General features: G+C 45.9%; 22 protein-coding genes and 1 pseudogene. 10 read left to right on the forward strand and 13 right to left on the reverse strand.

Features of this window, described 5'->3' with window-relative positions; all coding sequences use genetic code 11:
* Positions 1-61: 61 nt before the first annotated feature.
* Together FY534_RS10565 and FY534_RS10570 are read right to left on the reverse strand one after the other, a co-directional pair.
* Complete coding sequence (locus tag FY534_RS10565) at positions 62-1,126, reverse strand: hypothetical protein (RefSeq protein ID WP_203114520.1); 1,065 nt, start codon at positions 1,124-1,126, stop codon at positions 62-64.
* The gene (locus tag FY534_RS10570) at positions 1,116-1,664 is read right to left on the reverse strand and encodes a sigma-70 family RNA polymerase sigma factor (protein WP_238413512.1); all 549 of its coding nucleotides are present in this window, start codon (positions 1,662-1,664) and stop codon (positions 1,116-1,118) included. Before FY534_RS10570 ends, FY534_RS10565 begins: the two co-directional genes overlap by 11 nt.
* Positions 1,665-1,851: 187 nt before the next feature.
* Between FY534_RS10570 and FY534_RS10575 the strand changes: the two genes are divergently transcribed.
* Together FY534_RS10575 and FY534_RS10580 are read left to right on the forward strand one after the other, a co-directional pair.
* Complete coding sequence (locus tag FY534_RS10575; RefSeq protein ID WP_203114521.1) at positions 1,852-2,931, forward strand: quinone-dependent dihydroorotate dehydrogenase; 1,080 nt, start codon at positions 1,852-1,854, stop codon at positions 2,929-2,931.
* A gap of 103 nt (positions 2,932-3,034) precedes the next feature.
* Positions 3,035-3,643, forward strand: a complete 609-nt coding sequence (locus FY534_RS10580; RefSeq protein WP_203114522.1) for a superoxide dismutase — start codon at positions 3,035-3,037, stop codon at positions 3,641-3,643.
* A 125-nt stretch (positions 3,644-3,768) separates the two neighbouring features.
* On the opposite strand, the gene FY534_RS10585 is transcribed toward FY534_RS10580, so the two are convergent.
* Positions 3,769-5,322 carry an IS1182 family transposase gene (locus FY534_RS10585; RefSeq protein ID WP_203115601.1) on the reverse strand — a complete coding sequence of 518 codons (1,554 nt, stop codon included), beginning with the start codon at positions 5,320-5,322 and terminating at the stop codon, positions 3,769-3,771.
* A 168-nt stretch (positions 5,323-5,490) separates the two neighbouring features.
* Positions 5,491-5,895 (reverse strand): aspartate 1-decarboxylase, encoded by a 405-nt coding sequence (gene panD / locus FY534_RS10590; RefSeq protein ID WP_072872916.1) that lies wholly within the window; start codon positions 5,893-5,895, stop codon positions 5,491-5,493.
* 125 nt (positions 5,896-6,020) lie between these two features.
* Between panD and iadA the strand changes: the two genes are divergently transcribed.
* On the forward strand, positions 6,021-7,358 hold the full coding sequence (gene iadA, locus FY534_RS10595) for a beta-aspartyl-peptidase (protein WP_072872843.1): 1,338 nt from the start codon (positions 6,021-6,023) through the stop codon (positions 7,356-7,358).
* Positions 7,359-7,421: 63 nt separating this feature from the next.
* Here iadA and folE read toward each other — a convergent pair whose 3' ends face one another.
* The 4 genes from folE to FY534_RS10615 all read right to left on the reverse strand — a co-directional run bounded on the left by folE (position 7,422) and on the right by FY534_RS10615 (position 11,463).
* Entirely contained in the window at positions 7,422-8,006 is a 585-nt protein-coding gene (gene folE, locus FY534_RS10600) for a GTP cyclohydrolase I FolE (RefSeq protein WP_083574013.1), read from the reverse strand.
* 222 nt (positions 8,007-8,228) lie between these two features.
* Complete coding sequence (locus FY534_RS10605; protein WP_203114523.1) at positions 8,229-9,164, reverse strand: MerR family transcriptional regulator; 936 nt, start codon at positions 9,162-9,164, stop codon at positions 8,229-8,231.
* A gap of 288 nt (positions 9,165-9,452) precedes the next feature.
* Positions 9,453-10,094, reverse strand: a complete 642-nt coding sequence (locus FY534_RS10610; RefSeq protein ID WP_203114524.1) for a TetR/AcrR family transcriptional regulator — start codon at positions 10,092-10,094, stop codon at positions 9,453-9,455.
* A 172-nt stretch (positions 10,095-10,266) separates the two neighbouring features.
* Positions 10,267-11,463, reverse strand: a complete 1,197-nt coding sequence (locus FY534_RS10615; RefSeq protein ID WP_203114525.1) for a hypothetical protein — start codon at positions 11,461-11,463, stop codon at positions 10,267-10,269.
* Between the two features lie 252 nt (positions 11,464-11,715).
* On the opposite strand from FY534_RS10615, the gene sigK reads away from it, so the two are divergent.
* From sigK to FY534_RS10630, 3 genes are all read left to right on the forward strand, one after another.
* On the forward strand, positions 11,716-12,453 hold the full coding sequence (gene sigK / locus FY534_RS10620) for an RNA polymerase sporulation sigma factor SigK (protein WP_072872840.1): 738 nt from the start codon (positions 11,716-11,718) through the stop codon (positions 12,451-12,453).
* 140 nt (positions 12,454-12,593) lie between these two features.
* Complete coding sequence (locus tag FY534_RS10625) at positions 12,594-13,064, forward strand: hypothetical protein (RefSeq protein WP_072872839.1); 471 nt, start codon at positions 12,594-12,596, stop codon at positions 13,062-13,064.
* A 135-nt stretch (positions 13,065-13,199) separates the two neighbouring features.
* Positions 13,200-13,988, forward strand: a complete 789-nt coding sequence (locus FY534_RS10630; RefSeq protein WP_072872838.1) for an SDR family oxidoreductase — start codon at positions 13,200-13,202, stop codon at positions 13,986-13,988.
* A gap of 88 nt (positions 13,989-14,076) precedes the next feature.
* Here the strand turns inward: FY534_RS10630 and FY534_RS10635 are convergent, their stop codons facing one another.
* Genes FY534_RS10635 through FY534_RS10645 form a run of 3 tightly spaced genes read right to left on the reverse strand, consistent with a single transcriptional unit; the run spans position 14,077 to position 18,815 of the window.
* Complete coding sequence (locus tag FY534_RS10635; RefSeq protein ID WP_072872837.1) at positions 14,077-15,309, reverse strand: S1C family serine protease; 1,233 nt, start codon at positions 15,307-15,309, stop codon at positions 14,077-14,079.
* Positions 15,310-15,321: 12 nt separating this feature from the next.
* Positions 15,322-17,283 (reverse strand): dynamin family protein, encoded by a 1,962-nt coding sequence (locus FY534_RS10640; RefSeq protein WP_203114526.1) that lies wholly within the window; start codon positions 17,281-17,283, stop codon positions 15,322-15,324.
* The gene (locus FY534_RS10645; RefSeq protein WP_203114527.1) at positions 17,283-18,815 is read right to left on the reverse strand and encodes a dynamin family protein; all 1,533 of its coding nucleotides are present in this window, start codon (positions 18,813-18,815) and stop codon (positions 17,283-17,285) included. Before FY534_RS10645 ends, FY534_RS10640 begins: the two co-directional genes overlap by 1 nt.
* A gap of 172 nt (positions 18,816-18,987) precedes the next feature.
* On the opposite strand from FY534_RS10645, the gene FY534_RS10650 reads away from it, so the two are divergent.
* From FY534_RS10650 to FY534_RS10665, 4 genes and pseudogenes are all read left to right on the forward strand, one after another.
* On the forward strand, positions 18,988-20,043 hold the full coding sequence (locus tag FY534_RS10650) for a M42 family metallopeptidase (RefSeq protein ID WP_203114528.1): 1,056 nt from the start codon (positions 18,988-18,990) through the stop codon (positions 20,041-20,043).
* Between the two features lie 185 nt (positions 20,044-20,228).
* On the forward strand, positions 20,229-20,513 hold the full coding sequence (locus FY534_RS10655) for a hypothetical protein (RefSeq protein ID WP_072872833.1): 285 nt from the start codon (positions 20,229-20,231) through the stop codon (positions 20,511-20,513).
* A gap of 130 nt (positions 20,514-20,643) precedes the next feature.
* Positions 20,644-21,617: pseudogene (locus FY534_RS10660) on the forward strand (tetraprenyl-beta-curcumene synthase family protein).
* Positions 21,618-21,749: 132 nt separating this feature from the next.
* Positions 21,750-22,172, forward strand: coding sequence for a DUF2269 family protein (locus FY534_RS10665; protein WP_072872832.1), 423 nt, complete (start codon positions 21,750-21,752; stop codon positions 22,170-22,172).
* A 47-nt stretch (positions 22,173-22,219) separates the two neighbouring features.
* On the opposite strand, the gene folB is transcribed toward FY534_RS10665, so the two are convergent.
* Positions 22,220-22,582 carry a dihydroneopterin aldolase gene (folB, locus tag FY534_RS10670; RefSeq protein ID WP_072872831.1) on the reverse strand — a complete coding sequence of 121 codons (363 nt, stop codon included), beginning with the start codon at positions 22,580-22,582 and terminating at the stop codon, positions 22,220-22,222.
* Positions 22,583-22,653: 71 nt separating this feature from the next.
* Entirely contained in the window at positions 22,654-23,460 is an 807-nt protein-coding gene (locus FY534_RS10675) for a glycosyltransferase family 2 protein (protein WP_203114530.1), read from the reverse strand.
* Positions 23,461-23,482: the final 22 nt, after the last annotated feature.

A 23,482-nucleotide genomic window follows, 5' to 3' on the forward strand; every position in this document is an offset into this window, starting at 1 on the left:
AGCAAGAGCAACTTTACCATCATTCCATTGCACAGGCCGAGATTGATAAGGTCGAGATCGTTCAAGGAGAAGGTGTTGGGACTTGAGTAGGCAATTCCACAAGTTGAACATGCGGTGTCATACTGAAATAATCTGTCTTCTCTCCACCGATGACATGAAATTGCACATCAAAGGAGGCTCCTGGCGCTAATTTGTTGGGAATCGACGAAGGCAGATGTTCCAGAAAGCGTGCAGTTCCATATTCAGTAAATCCTTGGTTAGGCATGTTAGAGAACCAAACAACGGCAAGTAAATTATGAGTTACAATCGTCTGCTTGGTTGGATTGGTAAACTGGGCATCCACCGTGATGGCTTGCCCCCGCGCTAAAGTTGGACCATTTAAGACACTGATGTTGCTCAAGAGAATAGATGACTGACGCCAAACCAGCGGCGAATCATGGAGATTGGATGGAATATCGGAAGCATTCGACCAATAAAACGCAAGTTGGGCTTGCTCCGACAGCGCACCTGCAGCATTAACCGGTGCACCCACCGGATGAAACGACCAGGTAACTGTGGCATGAGGCGCTATTTCTTTAGGGCCATTGACAAAACTTAAAAAATTGTCTCGTGATTGGACGGATTTTCCAGAAAAACTAAGAATGCCAAATATTTCGGATTTTTTTATAATCCGATTCGACTCATTGGTCAACTGCGTAAAGACCACAGAACCAGCAGGCCAACCAGGAAGCTGACCAAATCGAATATGTTGAACAGTTATCGGTGCCGGATAGAGCAAATAGGCATCCTTACTTAAAGATAAGGAGGATGTGGATGTAGAAGCTAGACTACCTTGCGAAGCCGAACTAAAAGCACCCGAAGGAGCAATTGGTCCAGCCTGCGGCTTTTTTTGTGTATAGAGCCAAGCCCCTACAGCAATCACGCAAAATACTGCCGCTGCAGCAGTCAAATTGGGCAAAAGCCGAAACCAGCGCCGTTTTTTTACCCCCAAACCAGGAACGTTGACCAATTGTCGCTCAGCCTCTTCTAGAATGCGCTGTTGCAATTGTTCACGAAACGGGACTTTACCTGCTTTCTGAAGCGTTTGGCGAATTTTCTGCTCTATATCATCGTCCTCATGTTGCATCTGTGAAACCTCCTTTCTCCAACTCGGTTTTCATGAACGACCTCGCTCGATGCAAACGCGTTCGAACAGAGGCTTCGGAAATCTGCAAGATTTGTGCAATCTCTTGACCGCTTCGTTCCTGCTGATAAAACAGAACTAGAACCTCTCGATATTTTAGAGGGATACGTTGAATCATCTGCCAAATTTCATCCTTCTCCAACCGTTCTATCACTTCACGCTCTACATTTTCAGATGTACTGAACGTTTGAATAGGCTGTTCATTGATTTCTTCGTGCTTGACTTTCCAAGACCTGATATAGTCTTTGCATCGATTGGCTGTGATAGCCATGAGCCAAGTTTTTGGCGAGCTTTCCTGCCTGAATGTATCATACTGTGTCAAAGCCTTTAGAAAGACATCCTGAGCGATATCTTCTGCTTGATGATAATCTTTGACATAGGAGTATGCGTATTGAATAACATCCTGTCCATATAACTTCATCCAGTCTTTGAGGGCGGCTAATTTTTCTTCTTGAAGCCACTGCTCTCGCTGTGAGTTCACTGATGGTTTTCACCAATCCTTCCAGCCGTCCTCTCCTTTTTGACGGCACCATCGACTACCATGTTACAAACCATTATTTAACATCGGCCGATCCGTTTCTTAGTCTACCTTGTTGGGGTGTCAGCGTAAAGGATGCTAAACTTTGACTAGATAAAAACGCATCAAGGTGCAGAGGAGAATCCATTCGATGTATTCGGTTTTGCGAAAACTGCTTTTTAGCACCGACGCTGAGACAGCTCACCACACCACGCTCTCCATACTGAAAACAGCGCCAAATATGGGGAAATGGCTGCGTCCTAAAGCCCAACAGCCCGCCCCAAATTTAGCCACACAACTTTATCATATGGATCTTAAACATCCGATTGGACTTGCCGCGGGTCTGGATAAAGACGGTATTGCACTCACTGGCCTTGAAGCTTGTGGTTTTTCCATGCTTGAAGTGGGCACCGTCACTCTGCGGCCGCAACCTGGTAACCCGAAACCTCGTTTATTTCGAATTGTTGAAGAAGAAGCGCTGGTGAATCGTATGGGATTTAACAACGCTGGTGCCCATGCACTCAAAAAACGTCTGCAAGAAAGCCATCTCACCATTCCTGTTGGGGCGAATATTGGAAAAAATAAAAGCACCCCCAATGCTCAAGCTGTTGACGACTATGTAGCCTGTACAGAAATATTGGCGGGTGTAGCTGATTATTTGGTCATTAACGTCTCTTCTCCCAATACTCCTGGACTACGCGACTTACAAAACGAACAAGAAGCCAGCCGTATTGTCGAACAAGTGATTGCCGAACGCAATCGTCAAACCTCTCACCGCTCCTATCAACCGCCCGTCTTTGTCAAGCTGTCACCCGATTTGCCGAATGAAAGTCTGGTTCCACTAGCCAGCAAACTTCTTGAAGCGGGATGTGAAGGCTGGATTGCCACCAATACTACCCTTGAACGTTATCAAATCAAACATATCCATGCCCGAGAAAGTGGCGGACTGAGCGGCAAACCTCTAAAAACGAGATCGAACCAAGTCATAGCCGCTTTGTATAAGGTTACAGAAGGAAAAGTGCCGATTATTGGATGTGGCGGTATCTATAGTGCAGACGACGTATACGAAAAGATAAAACTAGGTGCCAGTGTCGTTCAAATTTATTCTGCTTTTATTTATCGCGGGCCTGCTTTATTGGACGTATTGACACAGGAATTGGCTGAACGGCTCGATCGTGAAGGTGTCCAAAGGATTGCAGATTTGGTGGGACAAGCGGAATCGTACAAGTAACGGAAAATGCAGAAGTGGCAAAATCAGATTTGGAAAATCCCGCATAATTACGCTAAACTAAAGAAGAACAAATACTCTACAACTTTACATAGGAGGGATTTGCATGGCTTTTCAATTACCACCGCTCCCATACGCTTTTAACGCTTTGGAGCCACACATTGACGCCCTGACAATGGAAATCCACCACGACCGTCACCATGGTACGTATGTCAACAATTTGAACGCCGCTCTGGAAGGACATGCTGACCTGCAATCCAAAAGTATCGAAGATCTGCTAAGCCATTTAGACGCTGTTCCAGAAAATATTCGCACCGCTGTGCGCAACAATGGTGGCGGACATGCCAATCACAGTATGTTTTGGGAAATTCTCAGCCCCAACGGCGGCGGAGCACCTACGGGTGAAATTGCCAAGGCGATTGACGAGACCTTTGGCTCATTCGAAAAATTCCAAGAGGAGTTTACCAAAGCTGCAACAGGTAGATTTGGAAGTGGATGGGCATGGTTGGTGGTGGATGGCGGCAAACTGTCCATTATGAGCACTCCCAATCAAGACAACCCCATGATGGAGGGCAAAAAACCAGTTCTGGGACTTGATGTATGGGAACACGCTTACTATTTGAAGTATCAGAATAAACGCCCAGACTACATCAAAGCGTTTTGGAACCTCATCAACTGGGCTGAAGTGAACAAACGTTTTGAAGCTGCGAAATAATAGCAGTTGCACCATGCTCATCTTAAAGGGGCTGTCCCAAAAGCGGTTGAAAACCGCTGACGGGCAGCCCCTTCGTTTGTGGTTGGGGATTTTTCATTGGAGGTTTAGAAAAGGATGAGATCTCCTCATCCAACCCTGTGCCTCATTTCGTCAATCGCGGCTTTCTTCAACAAATTGTGGGCAAGTGAAATCCACCCAACTTCCATGGTAACCTTGGGCAGGTTTCGGAGTAGGAATCGTCTGAATCCACGGTTGTTCTTTATCTGTCCAAATACGCTCTCCACTTCAGTCATTCGCCGTATGGCTAAGTCCCTTCCTTCTGGACTCTTAAGTCGTTCGGCTGCTTGCTGCTTGTAGAGCAGATACTGCAGGCTCACTCGAATCTCCCTATTACCAGCGGACTTTGTACAACGTTCCCGAAGTAAACACCCTTCACAGTTCTCGCTTCGGTATGTTCGTAGCTGTGTCTGGTATCCATTATCAGTGTTTCTGTTGCTTTGCCCCCAAAATGTCAGCTTTCGTCCATTCAAACACGTCCATACATCCTGCTCAGCATCGTAGTGCCAATTCTCAACTCGGCTTGGGTCATTCTTCCACGTCTTAGACTGCTCTTTGTGAAATGTGTTGTACTTTACAACGCCATCAAGTTCTTCTTTTTCGAGATACGCGTAATTCTCTTCGCCACCGTATCCTGCATCTGCAATAATTGTTCTTGGAAGTTTGCCTAGACGGTCTTTTACCTGTTTTAGATGTGGGATCAGGCATCTTGTATCCGTTGGACGCTGGTGTAGGGTATACCCCAAAATAAACTGGTTTTCCGTACCTATTTGAACATTGTAACCTGGCTTTAATTGTCCATTTTTCATATGGTCTTCTTTCATTCTCATAAACGTAGCATCCGGGTCAGTTTTACTGAAGCTATTCCGGTCACCAAGTGTCTGTTCTTGCGATTCGTACTTCTGTAGGCGAGGCAGAAGATCCCGACGAATTTGGCGTACACTTCGCCGAAGCGGCTTGTCCTTCGGTCTTTCTTGTAGTCGAGCTTCTAGATTTTGTACAGCCTGCTCCAGCTTTTCACTGGTCAACTGCGAGGACTCACCCAACTCAAGTAAGTCATCACCACTATGCTCAAGCTCCTCTTGTCGTTCCAATTCCTCTATGTTGGAAAAGAGTGTTTTCACGTTCTCCTGAAGTCGAGCTTTATGCTTGGCAACAGCCTTTCCCCAGACAAATGTGTATCGATTCGCGTTGGCTTCAATCTTCGTGCCGTCAACAAAGTAGTTCTCCAGCTTGACGTATCCCTCTTCAACCAGTAGTTCTAGTACGCCGGTGAAGATTTTCTCCAAAACGTCCTTCATGCGTTCCGTTCTGAATCTGTTAATCGTCCGGAAGTCCGGTGTTTGTCTTCCAGCTAACCACATGAACGGTACGTTCTCTCGAACAGCTTTGGCGATTTGGCGAGAGGAATATATACGTTGTGTATAGGCATAAATCACAATTTTGGTCATCATTTTGGGATGGTAACTATCCCGACCGCCGCCAGGGTAAGCCGTTTTAAAAATGGTGTCATCTAGGCGGTTAACGGCTGTGTTTACCACCCGAGAGATGTGACCAGGGGGAATGTCTAACTCCAAATCCATTGGGAGGTATTGCTGATCCATGTTATACTCAATAAACAAAGAAATCGCTCCTTTGGTGTTTTGGTTGCTCACACTTCCATTTTACCAAAAGGCGATTTCTTTTTGTTTACACCAAAGGGGCTATCCCTCAGTCATCTACGATGACTTTTGGGACAGCCCCTTTGCTTTTTTCATACTTGCATACAAAGGGTGGAAATAAAGCCTCAGTCAACGAATAACCGTTTGCAATTGCTGATTGAACGCATGTGTTTCTGTAAAATCAACCGGCACAGGCTGATTATGCTCGTCGACAATGACAATACGAGGCCGATGCTCCCGAGCTTCTTCTTGACTCATTTGCGCATAGGACATAATGATGATAATATCTCCAGGCTGTACCAAACGAGCAGCCGCGCCATTCAATTCAATCGCACCACTACCGCGATCGCCCCGAATGACGTAAGTTTCCAAGCGCTCCCCGTTATTACAATTCACAATCTGAACTCTTTCATTTTCCCATATATCTGCAGCTTCCATGAGTATTTCGTCAATCGTGATGCTGCCCACATAATGTAAATTGGCCCGCGTGACCGTGGCTCGGTGAATTTTGGATTTCAACATTGTTCGTTCCATCTTGGCAACACCCCCCACAGCATTATACACAGATTGTCCGTATCTCCATAATATCTTGCCACGTTTATTGCGGGCTATGGATGGAAAGACTTGTAGCAGCCTTTTATTGGAGCGAGGGGATTTGCATGCCTGTACTGACTTTGATTAAAAACGCTGAAGTGTTTGCACCAAAATCACTTGGCAAGAAAGACATTCTGCTTGGTGGCAGACACATTCTGGCAATTGCTGATGACCTTTCGATGCACGGAAGTTTACCCGAACTGGAAATTGTCGAAGCTGACGGATATTACGCCTTTCCTGGATTAATTGATCAACATGTCCATATGGCTGGTGGTGGTGGCGAAGGTGGTTTTCATTACCGTACTCCAGAAATATCTCTAAGCCATATTACAACAGCTGGAGTCACCACCCTTGTAGGAGTTCTGGGAACAGATGGTGTAACGCGCAGCACCCGCGAACTGCTAGCCAAAGCGCAGGCACTCGATTTTGAGGGCGTCAGCACGTACATATACTCTGGTGCCTATCAAGTGCCCACACGTACGTTGACAGGCATGCCACGCAGCGACTTGGTTTTAATCGAAAAAGTGATCGGCATTGGCGAAATTGCCATCTCTGATACCCGTTCATCCCATCCTAGCGAGCAGGATTTAGCCGAACTAGCCAGTGAAGCGCGTGTTGGCGGGCTTTTAGCTGGCAAGGCAGGCGTGCTTCATTTGCATGTGGGTGATGACGATCAAAAGCTGTCGATTCTTTTTCATTTAATCGACAAAACAGAATTGCCTCTATCCACTTTTGTCCCAACCCATCTTAACCGCAATCCTGATTTATTAGAGGATGCTGTGCGATACGGAAAAAAAGGGGGGATCGTCGATGTTACATCTGGTATTCGCCCCGACAAGCACGACCACGTTTCTGTTAAACCATCCAAAGCGATTCGCCGCTTGTTGGATGCCCAAATTCGCCCTGCTTTGATTACCATGAGTTCTGACAGCAATGGCAGTTCTCCTATTTTTGACGATCGCGGCAAACTTTTAGCCATGGGCATTGGCTCCATTAAAACACTTTGGGAAGAAACGGTGGATGCCATCGTTCAAGAAGAGGTTCCTGTGGAAACAGCTATTAGCATAGTGACCCTGCACGTGGCACGCATATTAAAACTACAACACAAAGGCCGACTCAAAGCCGGCCTTGACGCTGATATACTATTGACGGATAAAGAATACAAAATTCAACACGTATTTGCCAAGGGCCGCAAGGTAGTGGAAAACGGAGAGGCAATTGTCTTTGGCACCTTTGAAAATGCGCATGATATTCCCGGATCTCCACAAAGCAACGACGAATCTGGAGAAAAGTCAGAAAAACGCGGCAGACCCATGCTTGAACCGTCAGACGAAGACGAAGATGACTTTCCTGATCGCGACGAGCGACAAGCGAAAAGTCGCCGTCGCCACTACTGCTGCTAACACCTCAAATGATATATTAGCATGGTTTTGCCTTGAAGATGAATAAAAACTAGCCAAGTACCTTTAGTGCGCATAACGAATCATTTGCAAAATTTCCTCGCGGCGTTCTGGATGTTCTTGAAATTCGCCGCGAGCCGCAATGGTGAGTGTCTTGCTGCCAGGTTTCTTGATTCCGCGCATATTCATACACAAATGTTCTGCTTCAATGACAACCATGGCCCCTGCAGGTTCCATTTCTTGCATCAAAACATCGACAATCATGTTAGTCATGCGTTCTTGAACCTGCGGGCGTTTGGCCACCATATCGACAAGACGCGCAAGCTTGGAAAGGCCCGTTACGACACCGCCACTTGGCAGATAGGCTACATGCGCCACTCCAAAAAACGGGAGAAGATGGTGTTCACACATCGAATAAAACGGAATATCCTTAACAAATACCAATTCATCGTGATCAACATGAAAACGGGCGGATAATTCCTCGGACGGATTATGATGCAAACCTGCAAAAATTTCTTCATACATGCGCGCGACACGAGCAGGGGTATCCAGAAGACCTTCCCGATTAGGATTTTCTCCTACAGCTTCGAGCAACATACGTATGGCTTCTTCAACCTTTTCTCTGTCTACGGTCGGTCTGTGCCTTTTCATCTCAATCGCGGTTGTATCTTCCGCGAAAGTAGCTACCGATTGCAGCGCTTTGCTACGCTTGATTTGGGCCATGACCTCATCTCTCCCCCGGAACACTTGTAAACCATCTATACCTGTCCACTTTACCACTCCAATATACTTTATCCACATATCGATTGGATCACTATTCAGAAACGAATGACAAAATTTGCTGACCGATGACTTGGTAAGACATAGATAAGTCTAAAAAAAGTTGGGCGTTCTTAATACATCCCGCAGGTTTTGCACAAGGTAAAATGGATGCGCAGAATGCGTAGAAAAGTAAGCTTGGGCTCCCCGTCCGCCAAAGAAGAAAGTCGTATTGGCATGTTTTGCCGCAAATTGACTCAACTCATCTATGAGAGTTGGATGGATATGGACAGGCTCGAGAGTGGACATGGAAAGCGCCACACGAACAGGCTGCAACTCTACGATTGAAGTTTCAATTGCTCCTTCAGCTGGAGAAGGGCCTAAGAAAACACTGCGCCATCCTTCCAGAGCAGCTTCAATCATCAGCATGTGCAAAGGAATCTCATGCCGCTCATAAGGTACACAAGCGGCCAGCAGAAGCGGTCCACTTTCAGGTGTCCTCAATGTGCGTCTCATTTGAATCAGCACATCGCGTGTCACTCCTGAGGCAATATGCTCCTGATATTCGCTCCAAACCCCTTCTTCCCAAAAAGTGCCCACTTTTTGCATAAAGGGAACAACGATTTCATAAAGGAATGGCCGAATTCCTAGTTCCTGCTGCATGCGTTGCATCGTCTCAATTAAACCGCTGCTGTCCGCTCGTTCTCCTAAAGCAAGCAGTTGTTGAATTTTTGAAACATCCATTCCTCTGTCTGAAACCAGAGTCTCTGAGGTTTGCTGATATTCTGGATGACTTTCTAAAGCTCGCAAATGAGAATGCTGGTTTTGCACAGAGAGAACCGCGTTTTTTACGGAGAACCCATTTTGCACAAGCTTACTTACTTTTTGGAGAAGATCCACATCATGCTGTGTGTAAACCCTATAGCCATTAGGCATGCGTTCTGGTTGGATGAGACGGTAACGCTGTTCCCACTTCCGGATTAACTGCGTTGTCAGTCCCGTCATTTCCGCAACTTGGCTAATACTGTAAAACGCAGGTTTATTGCCCACAACATGGCCTTCCTTTCCCCAAATTAAAAAATCTCGCAATCACGACATCATGGATAACCTTGATCCTTCAGAGCATTACAAAAATTTCATAATAAACCATTTGGTGATAATCCAAGTCTCGCCAACTGATTTCTCAGGCATACTTGTCTGCCTATCCAAGAGACTGAATGGATAAATTGGACAGTAGGTTCATTTGTATTGTACAACAGTTGTATAATATTTGTACAATATTATTTTTTCGATCACGTTCCATTGCTCGAGCATCCAACGAAGCATAAGTATGAAGATTTATTCGATTGTCTGAAAAGAAAATCCTAAAACTCTAGCGGTGATATGGACAACTTCCGATGCTGCTTGCTCGGCAGTTGAAAAATAAGCAGCGCCGTTAGCCAGTTTCAAACGACCCAGTGGCAAAAGTGCTTGATAGACCTTAGCTGCCAAATAAGGATCGACATACGCTTTGGCTTGGGATTCTTGAGTTTCTTGAATTGCATGGGCTAAGGCTGTGGCTAAACGTTCTTCCGATTCTTTCATACGCCGTAACTGTTGCCGACTTAATAACGGCTTAGCTTCTCTCATCAACGTGGAAAACTCCATGCGTGGTTCAGCAATTTTCAAATAAGCCAGTGAAATTTCATAAAGCCTGTCCAGAAAAGGCATGTCTTTGGACAAGATATCCTTAACTTGATTCTCTATTAAATTCATCAAATGAATCATTGAAGCAGTAAAAAGACTCGCCTTATTAGCAAAATGGTAGTAGATACTTGCCTTTGTCAAATTGCATTCTTCTGCCACGCGCTCTACGCTCACACCTTCATACCCATAATTCATAAATAATTCAGCAGCCTTTTCTAGGATAGCGTGCGCAGTTGAAGTATCACCATTGACCAGCTTGGGGCGGCCCGGTTTGCGACGGACAGTTGACGTCATACAAATTTACCTCCCTAACCAACGCCTTGGGCCTTTTCCATTGATGCCAAGGTGGTCCATACGCTTTATCATACCCCATAGTGTACCTTATCCACCTTGGCATGCCAAAGAACAGCAGTTGTTTTACAGACATATCGGATGCTAAAAAAATGGAAACTATCATCTGCTGGTTTTAACTGTTGGGACCACAATCTACACCGCTGTCCGCAAATTGAACTGTATTGTACGTAGCTCCCCAGCTTTTTACCTGCTCTACATCAGAAATTACAGGACAACTTGCGGTGTAAGCAATATAGCCACGGATATTGCCGCCCGTTACTTCAGGTTGATTTCCCGAGATTGGAGATATGGCGATAAATGCCGGATCGGGCAAAGAGCTTAATTGATACTGTTGATACTGAAACTGATTACAGTAGAATCCTGGTTGCAAAGAGCTATCTACAGAGAGCAGTCCTTCCCGCCATCCACTGATAAAATCCTTCCATTCACTGGAGGTCGTTGCAGGTTGATTGTATCCTTCCGGATCAATCACAACAAAACTAGGGCGTATTGTCCCTGGATAGTTGGCCAATTGATTGGCAGCATAGACACCCGCAGCATGCCCAGCCGATTGAAAGCTATCTCCCGGTTCAGGCCAAGAAACCGTCCAAAAGGAAATCCAGAAGACAAGAGGATTGTTATTGTTGGCCAACGCGGCTGCAACATATTGATCAGAATGGTTAGAGAGCAACTCTGTATAAGGAGGCGTAGAGATACCCAATGCCGCTGTGCTGGCCAATCCTGACCAGCCGATTTGTAAAGCTGACTCGGCAGACTGTACAGAGTCAAACACCGCGTATAATCCAACCTCTGGCGAAAGAATATTGGTGCCAGCTTTTTGAACAGTGGTTATTGATCGTTGCAAAGGATCAATATGGTTAGACGAACCTTGGACACAAACAGCTTGCGGAGTTTCCTGTATCGGCAATCCAGTCCACCCATAAGGGTAGACACCATTAATTGCATAGTAAGTGAGCATTGTGGCTAATTTGAGCGAATCTAGTGCTGTATAACCTGCTGCATTCACAAAGAAGTTCTTGGTGATGGTTTGGATACCTCCACCATTGGCATAATGAGAAAATGGTGTGTGCCCCCCAGCTTCAGCAGCAGGATTCTGCCAATTGCACGGATTGTAGTAGAGCGCATAAAGTGCAGCGCCCCCAACAGCTATAACCAGATGTTGACCATCTGCAACATAGCGCCAGGCTTCTTGGAAATCACCCGTCACTTGGGAAACTGGTATATTACAAGCTTGCGCAGCAGCCATTGCTTTCCAAAAATCACCTTCTGTTGCTGCGTATAAATAGATTTTTTGTGAAGGCACCGTCATTCTTATAGACCTCCTATGGTATGGATGGCAACTTTGTTTTACCCCGTCATTAGACCTACAAAAGAACAGGTTTGCTTGCATTCAATAAAGCGAAAGCATGCATGAAACGATTTATCATACGCAATGAAGATTTTTTCTGCGAAGACTATGATGTAAAACAAACTTTGGGCAGGTGACATCTACAAAGCTCCTCACCAAAAATACGCTTCCGACATACGCTATCTTGAATCAAATGTCGGAGGTGTTCCTGCCTTGTTTTCTCTTGCCGCTGCTGCCTTTTCCCTGCTTCATGATGTCACGTTGGTCAGCGGCTACCTCCATCAGTCTTTTCCCCAACCGTTGAGCAAGGAGCAGGAGAAGATGTACTTCGAACGCTGGCAAAACGGCGATCGGGAAGCGCATGACATGTTGGTTAAACACAATTTGCGCCTAGTTGCCCACGTAGCAAAAAAATTTGACTCAGCCAATATCGATCAGGACGATCTCATTTCCATTGGCACCGTTGGACTGATCAAAGCTGTAGATACTTACCAGCCCAACAAAGGGACAAAATTTGCCACTTACGCTGCGCGCTGTATTCAAAATGAAATTCTCATGCAACTGCGAGCACAGAAAAAATCCCGTAAAGATGTATCCCTTTACAGTCCCATTGGCACTGATAAAGAAGGTAACGATATCGTCATTGCCGATGTACTTGGCTCTGAAGTAGACATGACTGAGGAAGAAGTCAGCAAACGCATGGAAATCCTATCCACACTAAAGTTGCTTGATATTTTGGATGAACGGGAAAGACGTGTCATTGAACTGCGGTTTGGACTGACGGACGGACGCGAGTGGACGCAAAACGACGTAGCAGATGCTTTAAACATATCCCGTTCCTACGTTTCACGTTTAGAAAAAAGGGCTCTGCTCAAAATGTTTCATCACTCGCAAGCAGGCAAGCGCCGACGAGCTGCTTTTCGTTATCAGCGCCGATATGCAGATTCTTAGAACGCTGCTAACCTAGATAGATATTTCTCACAAGATTGTTGATCAATAACCATATAGTTGCTGTTGATGTCGATGCTCTTTCAGAGTACGATACCAGAGGACGCGCCAAGCGACTTTTGAATCAAGGAGTCCTCTGCCCTATGTATGGCTTGCGAAGAAACCGTATTCCACGTACTGTCTGGATTGCGCCAATTCTCCTGATTGTCGCATTCCTGTCTGCATTTGTCGTTGACTATATCAATGAACATGTCACACTTCACGTATTGACGGAAAATATAGATGTGGCTAATGTTCGTTCCATTTTATTGCAGCCGTTGACTTCTGGCGCAACGGCTGCCAATACGCTGATTTCAGTCAGCGGTCACAACACGATTGTGCAAATTCTTAAATCTCTATCTGAATCGACTCCTATATCTGATAACAAAAACGTCCAAAGCGCTCAAGTATTCGATACGCTTTATGTGGAGTCCAATTCACAACAAATGCTTTCTATCCAACTGGCCGTAAACCCAACCTCATTACAATCGCCTTATGTTCTGGCCAATGGCCATGCATTTATGGCTTCCCCTTCACTCGTAAATATTTTGAAAAAATTAAACTCAAACGGCTGAAAATAAGGTAATCTTTGTTTATCAGAGTTTTGACTGAATGTCAGTTGAAACTCTTCAGAACAGTGGGCTCTGTGCAGAGGTTGAACTAGCTGCGCGATGAAGACCTTTTCAGGCCCGCGAAAGTGAGGAATCTTATTGTTAAACAGCGGAAGAGTTGCACTTGTTACCGGAGGAAGCAGCGGCATTGGCGAAGCGTTTGCGGAGCATTTTGTGAAAACGGGAGGTTCTGTTGCTCTTATTGGACGAAGTATTGAGAAATTGCAGAACGCCTCTAATTCGATTGCCACGCATTGCGGATTAACAGAAAACAAAACAGATCGTATACGTTATTATCAGGCAGATGTACGGGACTCAGAACGCGCAGAGGAAATTTGGGATGAGGTTTTTTCAGACTTTGGAAAAGTAGATGTGCTGATTAATAACGCTGCAGGGAATTTTATCTGTAAAGCAGAAGAACTGTCAGCTAACGGCTGGAATGCTGTTGTTCAAATTGTATTGAATGGAACATTTTTCTATTCCACCGCTTTTGCTCGACGTTTAATTGCCCGCCAGCAACCAGGAGCGATTGTCAATGTTGTCGCCACTTATTACGCGAATGGCGGCCCAGGTGTCTGTCATTCGGCTGCCGCTAAAGCTGGTGTAGTGGCATTCTCAAAAAGCGTAGCTGTCGAGTGGGCCAAACACCGTATTCGGGTTAATTGCATTGCTCCTGGGCCAATAGGCGACACCGGCGGCGCCGATCGCCTATGGCCAACAGAAGAAGCCTATCAACGAGTTCTTCATTCCATCCCCGCAGGAAGACTGGGCAGCAAAGAAGAAATCGCCAAAGCTATGGATTGGCTCGCTTCCGAGCAAGCCAGCTTTATCACCGGCGATGTACTCACGATGGACGGCGGTCAAAGTCTCGGGCCAATTCGATTTTAAAAAACGACTGTATGGCAGTCTCGACTTTTCATCCCATACGACTGGATAACCAACCGGTCAGCAAAAGACCGGTTGGTCATTGATGAAATCAACCTCCACTGGATGATGATGGCCAGTTACCAAGCGTCACGGAGATTTGTATTTTCTTACCATTCCTTAACACTGTTAACTGTATCACTTGTCCAGGCTGATCCCGATTGATATCTGCCGTCAACTGCTCAATGGTCTGAATGGGATGCCCATTGTAGCCAATAATGATATCTCCATCACCACGCAGTTTACTGATTTGCCCCGTCTGATTGGCGGCAGCCGCACCACTATCTCCGCGTAATCCTGCTTTCGCAGCCGGACTGTCGGGTGTGACAGACTCTACGTAAATACCCTGGCTGACTGGGAGGTCAAGTTGACTTTGCAAATAACTGTCAATATCCATTCCTGCAATACCAATCCAGGCATGCTTGACCTGTTCACCGCGCAATAAAGTCGGAAGCAAGCGTTCCAAACGGTTAATAGGAATCGCAAAACCAATCCCCACAGATCCTTCAACCGGACTTTCAATGGCTGTATCTATACCAACCACCTGTCCAGCCTCGTTAAGCAAAGGACCGCCAGAATTTCCAGGATTCAGAGGTGCATCGGTTTGAATTAATCCATCCATCACATGACCCGTTTGCATAGGCATCGATCGATTCAAACCGCTGATAATGCCAAAAGTCACACTTTCCGTCAATTGAAACGGATTACCGATGGCTATGACAAACTGACCGGGTACCAGTGTGTTGGCATTTCCAAGAGGCAACGGTGGCAGTTGATCGATACCCGCCACATGAACAATCGCCAAGTCATCCAATGTATCTGCAGAAAGCACAATTCCTGTATAATTCTTTTGTCCAAACGTAACCGTAACAGTTTTCTGTCCATTTACGACATGAGCGTTTGTAGCTATATCGCCCTGATTATTAATTAAAAAGCCTGTGCCAATGTCTTCCTCGCCGGCATTTTTGCCTGTACCGCCAGAGATAGCTGTTATGGTACAAATGCTGTTTTTTACCTGATTATAAACCCGAGTAATGACATTAGCCGACTGTCCACTGGCAAGGGTATTCGCAGGAGAGTTTCCGAGCGCACCCGTACTGCTTGGAGCGCCAGAAGTTGGAGCCTGCATTGGCACTTCTACTACACGCGGCGACTGCACCAACAATCCTACTCCAAGTCCTGCAGCAAATGCAGCAAATATCCCAATACCGAGTAGAACTGTCCGCGCCCCCCCGTTGCGGCGCGATTGCCATAAATCATCATCGCGCCATTTTCTTCTCGCCATGTGCATACCCCCTTATTGCGCCCTAGATAGCCCCCACAACTTTGCCCATTCTTCTGCAACAAATTGCCAACGCGATTGATTCTCTGCTATTTCCTCTGCTCTACCTTGCTCTGTAAACTGTCGCAACTGCAACATCCATGCTTCAATCCATTCTTGCTCCATCTCTGCCCATTGCTGTTGCAAATGTTCGAGTAATTGTGTTGTCAAACGGCTAATCTCGCTTTTTACTTCCCCCATCTGCAATGGTTCCACTGCTTCAAGCATATCACGTTGGCCGCCTTCTTCAAAAAACTGCCGCGCAGAACGGAAGTAGTGGAGAGATTGCAATAAAGGTTGATGATTCATGTGCACATCCTCTGCCTGAACCTCAGGCAACTGAATTTGTATGTCTGGAATATTAATTGCTGCTCGCAACATCTGTGGTAGTCGAGCACAAAGAGCATCTGCTGCTTGTTCAAGTAATTCCTGTCCAATTTTTTGCAAACGAAGCGAAAAAGTTCTAGTCTCTACCAAAATTTGCGTTTCCAATTGTCCGGCCAATTCTACGGCCGCTTCCTGCAAAGCCATTTTGGTCTCCTTACTTTGAACAAAACGGCCCGGATAAAACGCCTCACGGAATAAGTTAGAAAACCTGAGACGAATGCGTTCTCCTATATGAAAAATAAGTTCCTGACAATCACTTTGCAGTTGTACTTGCACATTCCGCAAAACAGCGCCGTTTTCTTTTTCTTCCTGAAGCAAACGATGAGCAGTTTCAACGTCTGCCACGAAACGTTCCCGCTCTTCTGCTCGAGCGCGCTGGAGCAATCCCAAACGCGTGACTTCCGCTTCGATTTGATTCATAAGATGCGTCATTTCGCGTTGTAAAGTCTCTACCCGCAAACGCTCACGCACATCATCATTTGCCGTCATTAAATCTTTTTGCAAAGCTTCCAGCCCTGAAATATTCCATATCTCATCCGGAACTGGCAATGGCTCTTCAGGACCTAATTGAAGACGTACTCTTGCCATTTGCTCAAATTTCGGATCCGTTTTTATTTTTAATTGCTTGGCCGCTAAAGCCAGTTGGCTGGAAACTCCATAAATACGCGGCTCAACGATACCCAGTGATCTCAGCTCATCTCGAACGCGCTGCTCTACAGCATGCCGCTCTTCTTCGTTCACAGCAAGATCGACCGCATTCACAACCACGTACAATTTGTTTTGACCCATTACGTTTTGCACATCAGCCAATTGTTGCAAAAAGTTTTTATCTGCACGCGAAAAAGCGTGTGTATAATAAAGCACAAAAACGATTGCATCCGCTTGGCGCATATAGTTAAAAGCAACATTGGTATGACGGCGGTGAATAGAATCGACGCCCGGTGTATCCACGAGAACAAATCCTTCCGCAAAAGGCGCATTCGCCAGCGGCACCTGTACTTCTCTGACATAACAGGCCAATGACTCATCTGCAGTGAAAGAACGCAGCTCGTCCAACGTTGCGTTCCATGATTGCCCAAGACGGTGACGCATAACAGGATAACCTTTGCTGACCGCTTTGAGATAGGAAAGGGAAGTTCTCGCTGTTTTGCCATACTGAGCTGGCTGCAAACTCTCTGCTTTGGCAAGCGCAGCCTCGAGAGAATCTGCTTCTAACTGGATGCGTCGACAGGCATCAGATACGTCTTGCCAAACCTCATCTTTCGATTTAGCTTCAATCCATAATTCACCCTGACGACCAGCAAGAATTTTTGTCACTGTCGCTGTCGTAGGATTGGGAGAGACGGTTAATACAGGTTGCTCCAGCAAAGCGTTGAGCAAAGAAGACTTGCCTGCTGAAAAAGCACCAAAAACAGCCACCATGACTTGACGATTCTGAAAACGTTCCTTTGCTAAGACAAGGCTTTCCTGAAAAGGCTGCCCGTGCGGTAAATCCGCCAGTAAATTTTGAGCTGCTGCAATTTTATCTTGGATGGTATGTTCAACACCCATTACCCTGCGCCCACCTCCGAAAATACAGGAATTTCATTTAATTTCTGGCGCCATTCCCGTTCAATACTCTCATAAACCTGCAACCAAGCATTCAAGGCGCGACAGGCTTCCGCATCAGGAGCAAATGTTTGTTTGATAGACTGTTCTTCTTCCTGCAGTTGAACAATGGCCAATTGTTGATAATCGTCCAGCATCATTTGCAAACGCGCCAATGTCTGGCCACGAATTGCCGCTACCACATCCCGAACGTACTGATAACCGTAATCTGCAGAAACCAGCGCACCAGATTTGATTTGTCTCTGCAGCAATTCAGAGCTTATGGGAACTGTCAAATTGTCAAGTTGCGCAGCATCCCAGGTTCCGGAACTGAGTTCCTCCTGAAGAAAGGCGCGCAACGCAGACTGAAGCGGCCAAAAAAGATTTTTTTGAGCGCGATCGGTTAAATCATTCAAGAAGTTCTGGATACGCTGTTCGCGTTCCTGCTCCGTTTTTTTCTCGCGACCAAACCAGCCTACACGAAAATCACTTCGCAAACTCTCAACATATTTTCTGCCCAGTTCCGTTGTCTCATAAGGAGAAATCTGCGCCAATTCAATGAGACGGGCCAGTTCAATACGCTCATGATTCCATTTGTCCTGTAGCTCATCCAGCCGCAATTGGTAGTCTTTTTGTACTTTTAGAATAGATTTCGATCTCGTTTCTAACCACTGCCTGGCTTCTTGAGCGTTTTCCGGGAATTGCCCAAAGATGTCCATAACATCTTCCTGTACCTTTTGCCATTCTTCTTGATGACAAATTTGTGCGAATTGACGAAGGATTTCCTGCACACGAATATAGATGGAAAACTGTTTCTCCCAAGGACTGATATGCGCTAATCCTAGAAGGAAAGATTGGAGCTCGACAATTTGTGAATAGGGTGAAGGACGAGTGGAAGTATAGAAAATCCGCTCGGGTTCCACACCAAAAGCTGAAAATGCTGTTTCCACCCGTTCTTGATATTCTTCAAACGACAATTCAAAATCGAGATGTTTGTCAACCTGGTGGACAATTAAAATGAGCCGCTTCCCCTCATCTTGTAAGCGTTTTGCCCATTCCAGATGCTCGTCAGCCTCCACGTGTTGGTAATCCATGACAAGCGCCACGAGATCTGCCAGGTAGAGGTGTGCAAGCGTTTCAGCTTCGTGACTCGCATCCGTTGAATCAATGCCCGGTGTGTCCAGTAGATCGATTTCACATCCAAGTTCTTCATTGACCATTGCCGCTGTTTCTACTTTGGCAGTTGTAGGTACGGCACCAGTCGCAAGAGAAGCACCTGTAAGCGCATTGATGAGGCTGGATTTACCAGCGGAAAACAGGCCACAAAAGGCCACCACTATCTTCCATTGACCCTCCCGTAATGGACTGACAATAGCGCGCAAGCGCTCAGACAATTCATTTTGTCCTTGCTCCTCCATCTCTGCGCACACTTGATTCAATGCCCGCTCTGACTTAGGTGTCCATGCTGTGTCAGCGACTGTTCTTTGCTGTACCATACCGTCTGCTTCCTTTCATTTATCACAATCTCCACTCAATGATCGTAATCTCCACCTACACTATGATACGCAAGTTTAAGAATCTGTGGAGATTTTGTTGTGATACAATGAGGCGGAATTCTGACAATAGAGCGACATTGCCTCATCTATCACAAAAAGGGAGGATAAGAACATGCTATTTTCGCAGGAAGACTTACAGTATACTCAAGATTTTTTGCTGCGCCTGTTAAATATTCCTAGCCCTACCGGAATGACGAAGACTGCCATTGACTTTGTTGAAGCAGAAGCCAAAAAGCTCGGAATTCAGTCGACCAGAACACATAAAGGTGCGCTTTGTTTTACCATCCAAGGAAAACAATCTGAGTCTAGCCGTTTGCTGACGGCTCATGTCGATACGCTCGGTGGCATGATTAAAGAAATTTTGCCCAGTGGACAAATGCGCATACAAAAAATTGGCGGCTATGCCTGGAGTACTATCGAAGGAGAAACTTGTCGCATTTTTTCTGAGAAAAAGACATTTACAGGCACTGTTCTCCTGGAAAACACCTCCGTCCACGTTAACTCCAAAGTCAACGAAACTGAACGCACTGCTGACAATATGGTGATTGTGCTTGATGAAGTCGTACACTCAGCAGAAGATGTCAAGAAACTCGGTATCTCCGTAGGAGATTTTATCGCTTGGGATCCACGCGCTGTTTTGACTGAAAGTGGATATATCAAGAGTCGGCACTTGGATGATAAAGCGAGTGTGGCCATACTCTTTGGTGTGGTTCACGCATTGCAAAGAAACAACCGCGAATTAGCTGTAGATTGTACTTTTCTCATCTCAAACAACGAAGAGATTGGCTATGGAGGTAATTCCAACATTCCGCAACAAACTGTAGAATATGTCGCTGTAGATATGGGGGCTATTGGCAAGGGTCAGACAACAGATGAGCACAGTGTTTCCATATGTGCTATGGATGGCTCAGGACCTTACCATTTCGGATTACGTCAGCACCTTGTACATATAGCTCAACAACACCAGCTTCACTATGCAGTTGATATTTATCCACATTACAGTTCTGACGCTTCTGCAGCAGTCCGATCCGGTGCAGACATCAAGCATGGTCTGGTGGGACCCGGCGTTGCCAATTCTCATACTTATGAACGCCTGCACTCAGACGCTTTAATCCACACGTCCGAATTGCTCATTCACTACCTGCAATCACCGCTTTGCGAAGTTTAAGCATAAAGGCATGTGGATTCCGCTTAGCATGACTGAGAAATACAGAACATGCATAGAATGTTAGACACAGAGCAGTGAATGAACGCACATCAGGAATGAGGCGGTTGTCCGCTACTCGCACACATCAGTTGCATATGGTAAAGCAGAAGCCAATGAAGAATTACCCTAATGCGAGGTGTATGAGCATGCAATTGAACACCATGCTAAAATTTGGGGGAATGGCTTTTGATGTGGCGCGCGATGAGCGAATTCAAGAATTAGTCAAAATGGTTCATCAGGGCGCAAAAAGGCGCGGACTTTACGGACAAATTCATGGACATGCGTCTGTGCCGAAACCGGCTATCCCCTTTGCTCCCAAAACTCAACAACCCATTCCGTCTCAGGCAGGTTTACCTAGTTGGCTAAATGCCGAGAATGCCAAAAAGATGTTAAGTGTGGCAAGTGATGTAGGTCAATTGCTGTTAAAGTAAAAACAGTTGTAGCCACTGTGTTCAACGAAGAGAGGAGGCTGCTGTGACGAAACGATTGTCTGTAATAGCTCCACCACAGTTCCTCTATCGTTTGTTTCATGATGTGATGCCAACGGCGCGCGCCGAATTAATGTATTGGCGCCGCCGGGCTGAAAACATTCCGGATACAGAATTGCGTGTTCAAGCACTTGCCAGTTTGACTGACAAGCGTTTTCACGCTGATGGAGGATGTGTTTACGCAGCCGCCAAGCCTGAATCGAGAATCTTGCTCGTCAAGATTATTGTTGCATTACAAACCATCAGCGATTATTTGGACAACCTCTGTGACCGATGTCAACGCACAGATGCCAATGATTTCCGCGCATTGCACGACGCTATGCGCGATGCCGTACGTCCAGGACAAGCTCATCAAGAATACTACCGATTTCGCAAATCTTGTGATGATGGCAATTATCTGGACGATTTAGTCAGTACATGTCAAAATGCTCTGGAAAAATTGCCTGGTTATGCAGCAGTCCAACCTGATGTAGAGTGGCTTGTAGAACGATACTGCGAATTGCAAGAAACTAAGCATATTGAACCTCACTTGAGGGAAGCAGCTCTGATTGCATGGAGTCGCCCCTATCTGCGCGAATTTCCGGAAATTGAATGGTGGGAGTTTGCTGCAGCCACTGGGTCTACCTTAGGTATGTTCGCTTTATTTTTAGCCGCTACAGAGCCATTGGAATCAGATTTGGCCAACCAGGTACGGGCTGGTTATTTTCCCTGGCTTTGCGGCTTGCATATCCTACTGGATTATCTGATCGACGTAGAAGAAGATATTCGTGAAGGTGACTTTAATTTCGTGCTTTGTTACCCTTCCCCCGCGCTGCTCGCAAAAGGTTGCGCCGTTTTATGAAAACAAGTCTATGGGTTTCTCGACGGAAGCCCTTAGAAAATAAAATTCACCAGTTTGTTGTCAAAGGTTTATTGGGGATGTATCTTTCAGATCGGAAAGCATTGCGGCAAAAAGGTATTCGCAAAGCGCAATGGCTGCTGTTGCAAGCCGGCCCAACGGCCTGGATGTTCTACTGGGCTTGCCTTTTGTATCGGATCATCCGGTGATCAAGAATTTACCACTGAATCAATGTGTTTTTAGTTTGTTCGGGGATCTTCCGGCCGTTTGGTCAATGAGTTACACTGGCATAGTAGGAGTTGCTTAAGCGACAGAATCGTTTGAGTAGGGAGAGATCGTGCGTGCCTGCGATTTTTATGCCAGTACTGGTTGTCCATCTTATAGCTGTTTGTTCGAAACTTACCATTTTCTTCGCCATTCCTAGATTGCGTTCGGTAGCTGGTGTGACACGTTTCATCCAACGCTACCGCCCTTTTGAAACCACCGCCAATATTTTGTTGTGGATTACGGGCGGCTTACTCGTTCTTTTTTCCAGTCTAAAAATGCTTGAACAAGCATGGATGATTATTTCATTACTCCTCTATCTTCTGGTATTTGTCGCTATTCGTTACGGCCTATTTCGAGAGTTACAAAAAATATCTGACAGCCGCAAGATTTTGGCTGAAGCCGAATTAAAACGCTTGCGAGTCAGCAACTGGTGTATTGGTATTCTTGCTGTCGCCCTGCTTGCCATTATCGCCTATTTAATGAGTGTCCAGCCCTAATGCACAACCTCAAGCATCCCAGCATCATAGCATTCAACTCAACGGGTTTAATGACGGCGTCGCGTCATAAGCACACTCACCGTTTCAAAAATACCGGGGATAGGCGCCCCCGGTTTTTCAAGTTCCACCGTGACTTCTTCCACCAGCAGAAATCTTTCCAAAAGCACTTTCGCAACATCTTCTGCTACAGCCTCAATCAGTCGACGAGGAACTCCAGTAACAACTTCCTTTACAGTGCGATAAACAGCTGCGTAATCAACGGTATGTTTAATAGAGTCGGTAAGACCTGCCTGTTTTAAATCAATTTTTAAATTCAGATGAACGATAAACCGTTGACCTGTAACTGTCTCCTCTGGCATCACACCATGATAACCAAAAAACTGCAGACCACGTAGACGAATTTCATCCACTTGCTCATTCTCCCTTTCCTTGTCACATTGCCCTCATTCATACATCTGCTGGATGCGACCAACTCTATGGTTCAATGCCAACCTTGCCAAATCTCTAGCGAACCATCCCAAAAAACTTCTGGCGAGTCACGGTATTTTGCCAACTCAGCCACTTCCGTCATTCTCCAGAAATTACTGCTTGGCAAATCTGGCAAGTGATGTTTTTCAATAAGACGTTCTAAAGAGGAGCGCATACTTTCAGGTCGGCTTGATTGGTTATGCCCAGCGAGCGATATTTGATAGAGCACACTGCAACCTGGTATGCGAACAGGAGATATTAGACGAGCCAAACGCAGCCATAAATCCCAGTCCCAATAATGTTCCATATTCACATCCAATCCACCAGCTCGCTCGAGAAGTGAAGAATGGACGGCAACAGCCGTAGCAAGCAAAGTATTGTAGTGTAAAAGCAGCCTTTCTCCATGCTGAAATGCAAACGTCCGACGTTCACGAACAACACCAGAAGCATCTCTAGCTACCATTTCCGCGTCTGTATAGACAAAGTTCATACCGTTTAGCAGGGCTTGGGCAAGCCGTTCTGCATGCTGAGGCAACCACCGGTCGTCATCATCACAAAAGGCAATCCATTCGCCATTGGCCCGCTCTATAGCGAGCTGACGAGCCTTTACTTGTCCAACCGGATCGAGCAACTCTAAAGCATTCACACGAAGGTTACGAGGTTTATCCAGCACCGACTGAATAGACTCGCCGCCATCGTTCACTACGCAAGCTTCAATCACACCTTCATAAGTTTGATGAGCCAGAGCATCTAGACAAGCTGACAAGTCTGGAAGTCGATTTTTTGTAGGAATAATGACTGAGAAAGTTGATTTCTCCAACCTTAGCGTCTCCCCTTGATTT

It is taken from the genome of Alicyclobacillus sp. TC, from assembly GCF_016804365.1.
Taxonomy (GTDB): domain Bacteria; phylum Bacillota; class Bacilli; order Alicyclobacillales; family Alicyclobacillaceae; genus Alicyclobacillus_I; species Alicyclobacillus_I tolerans.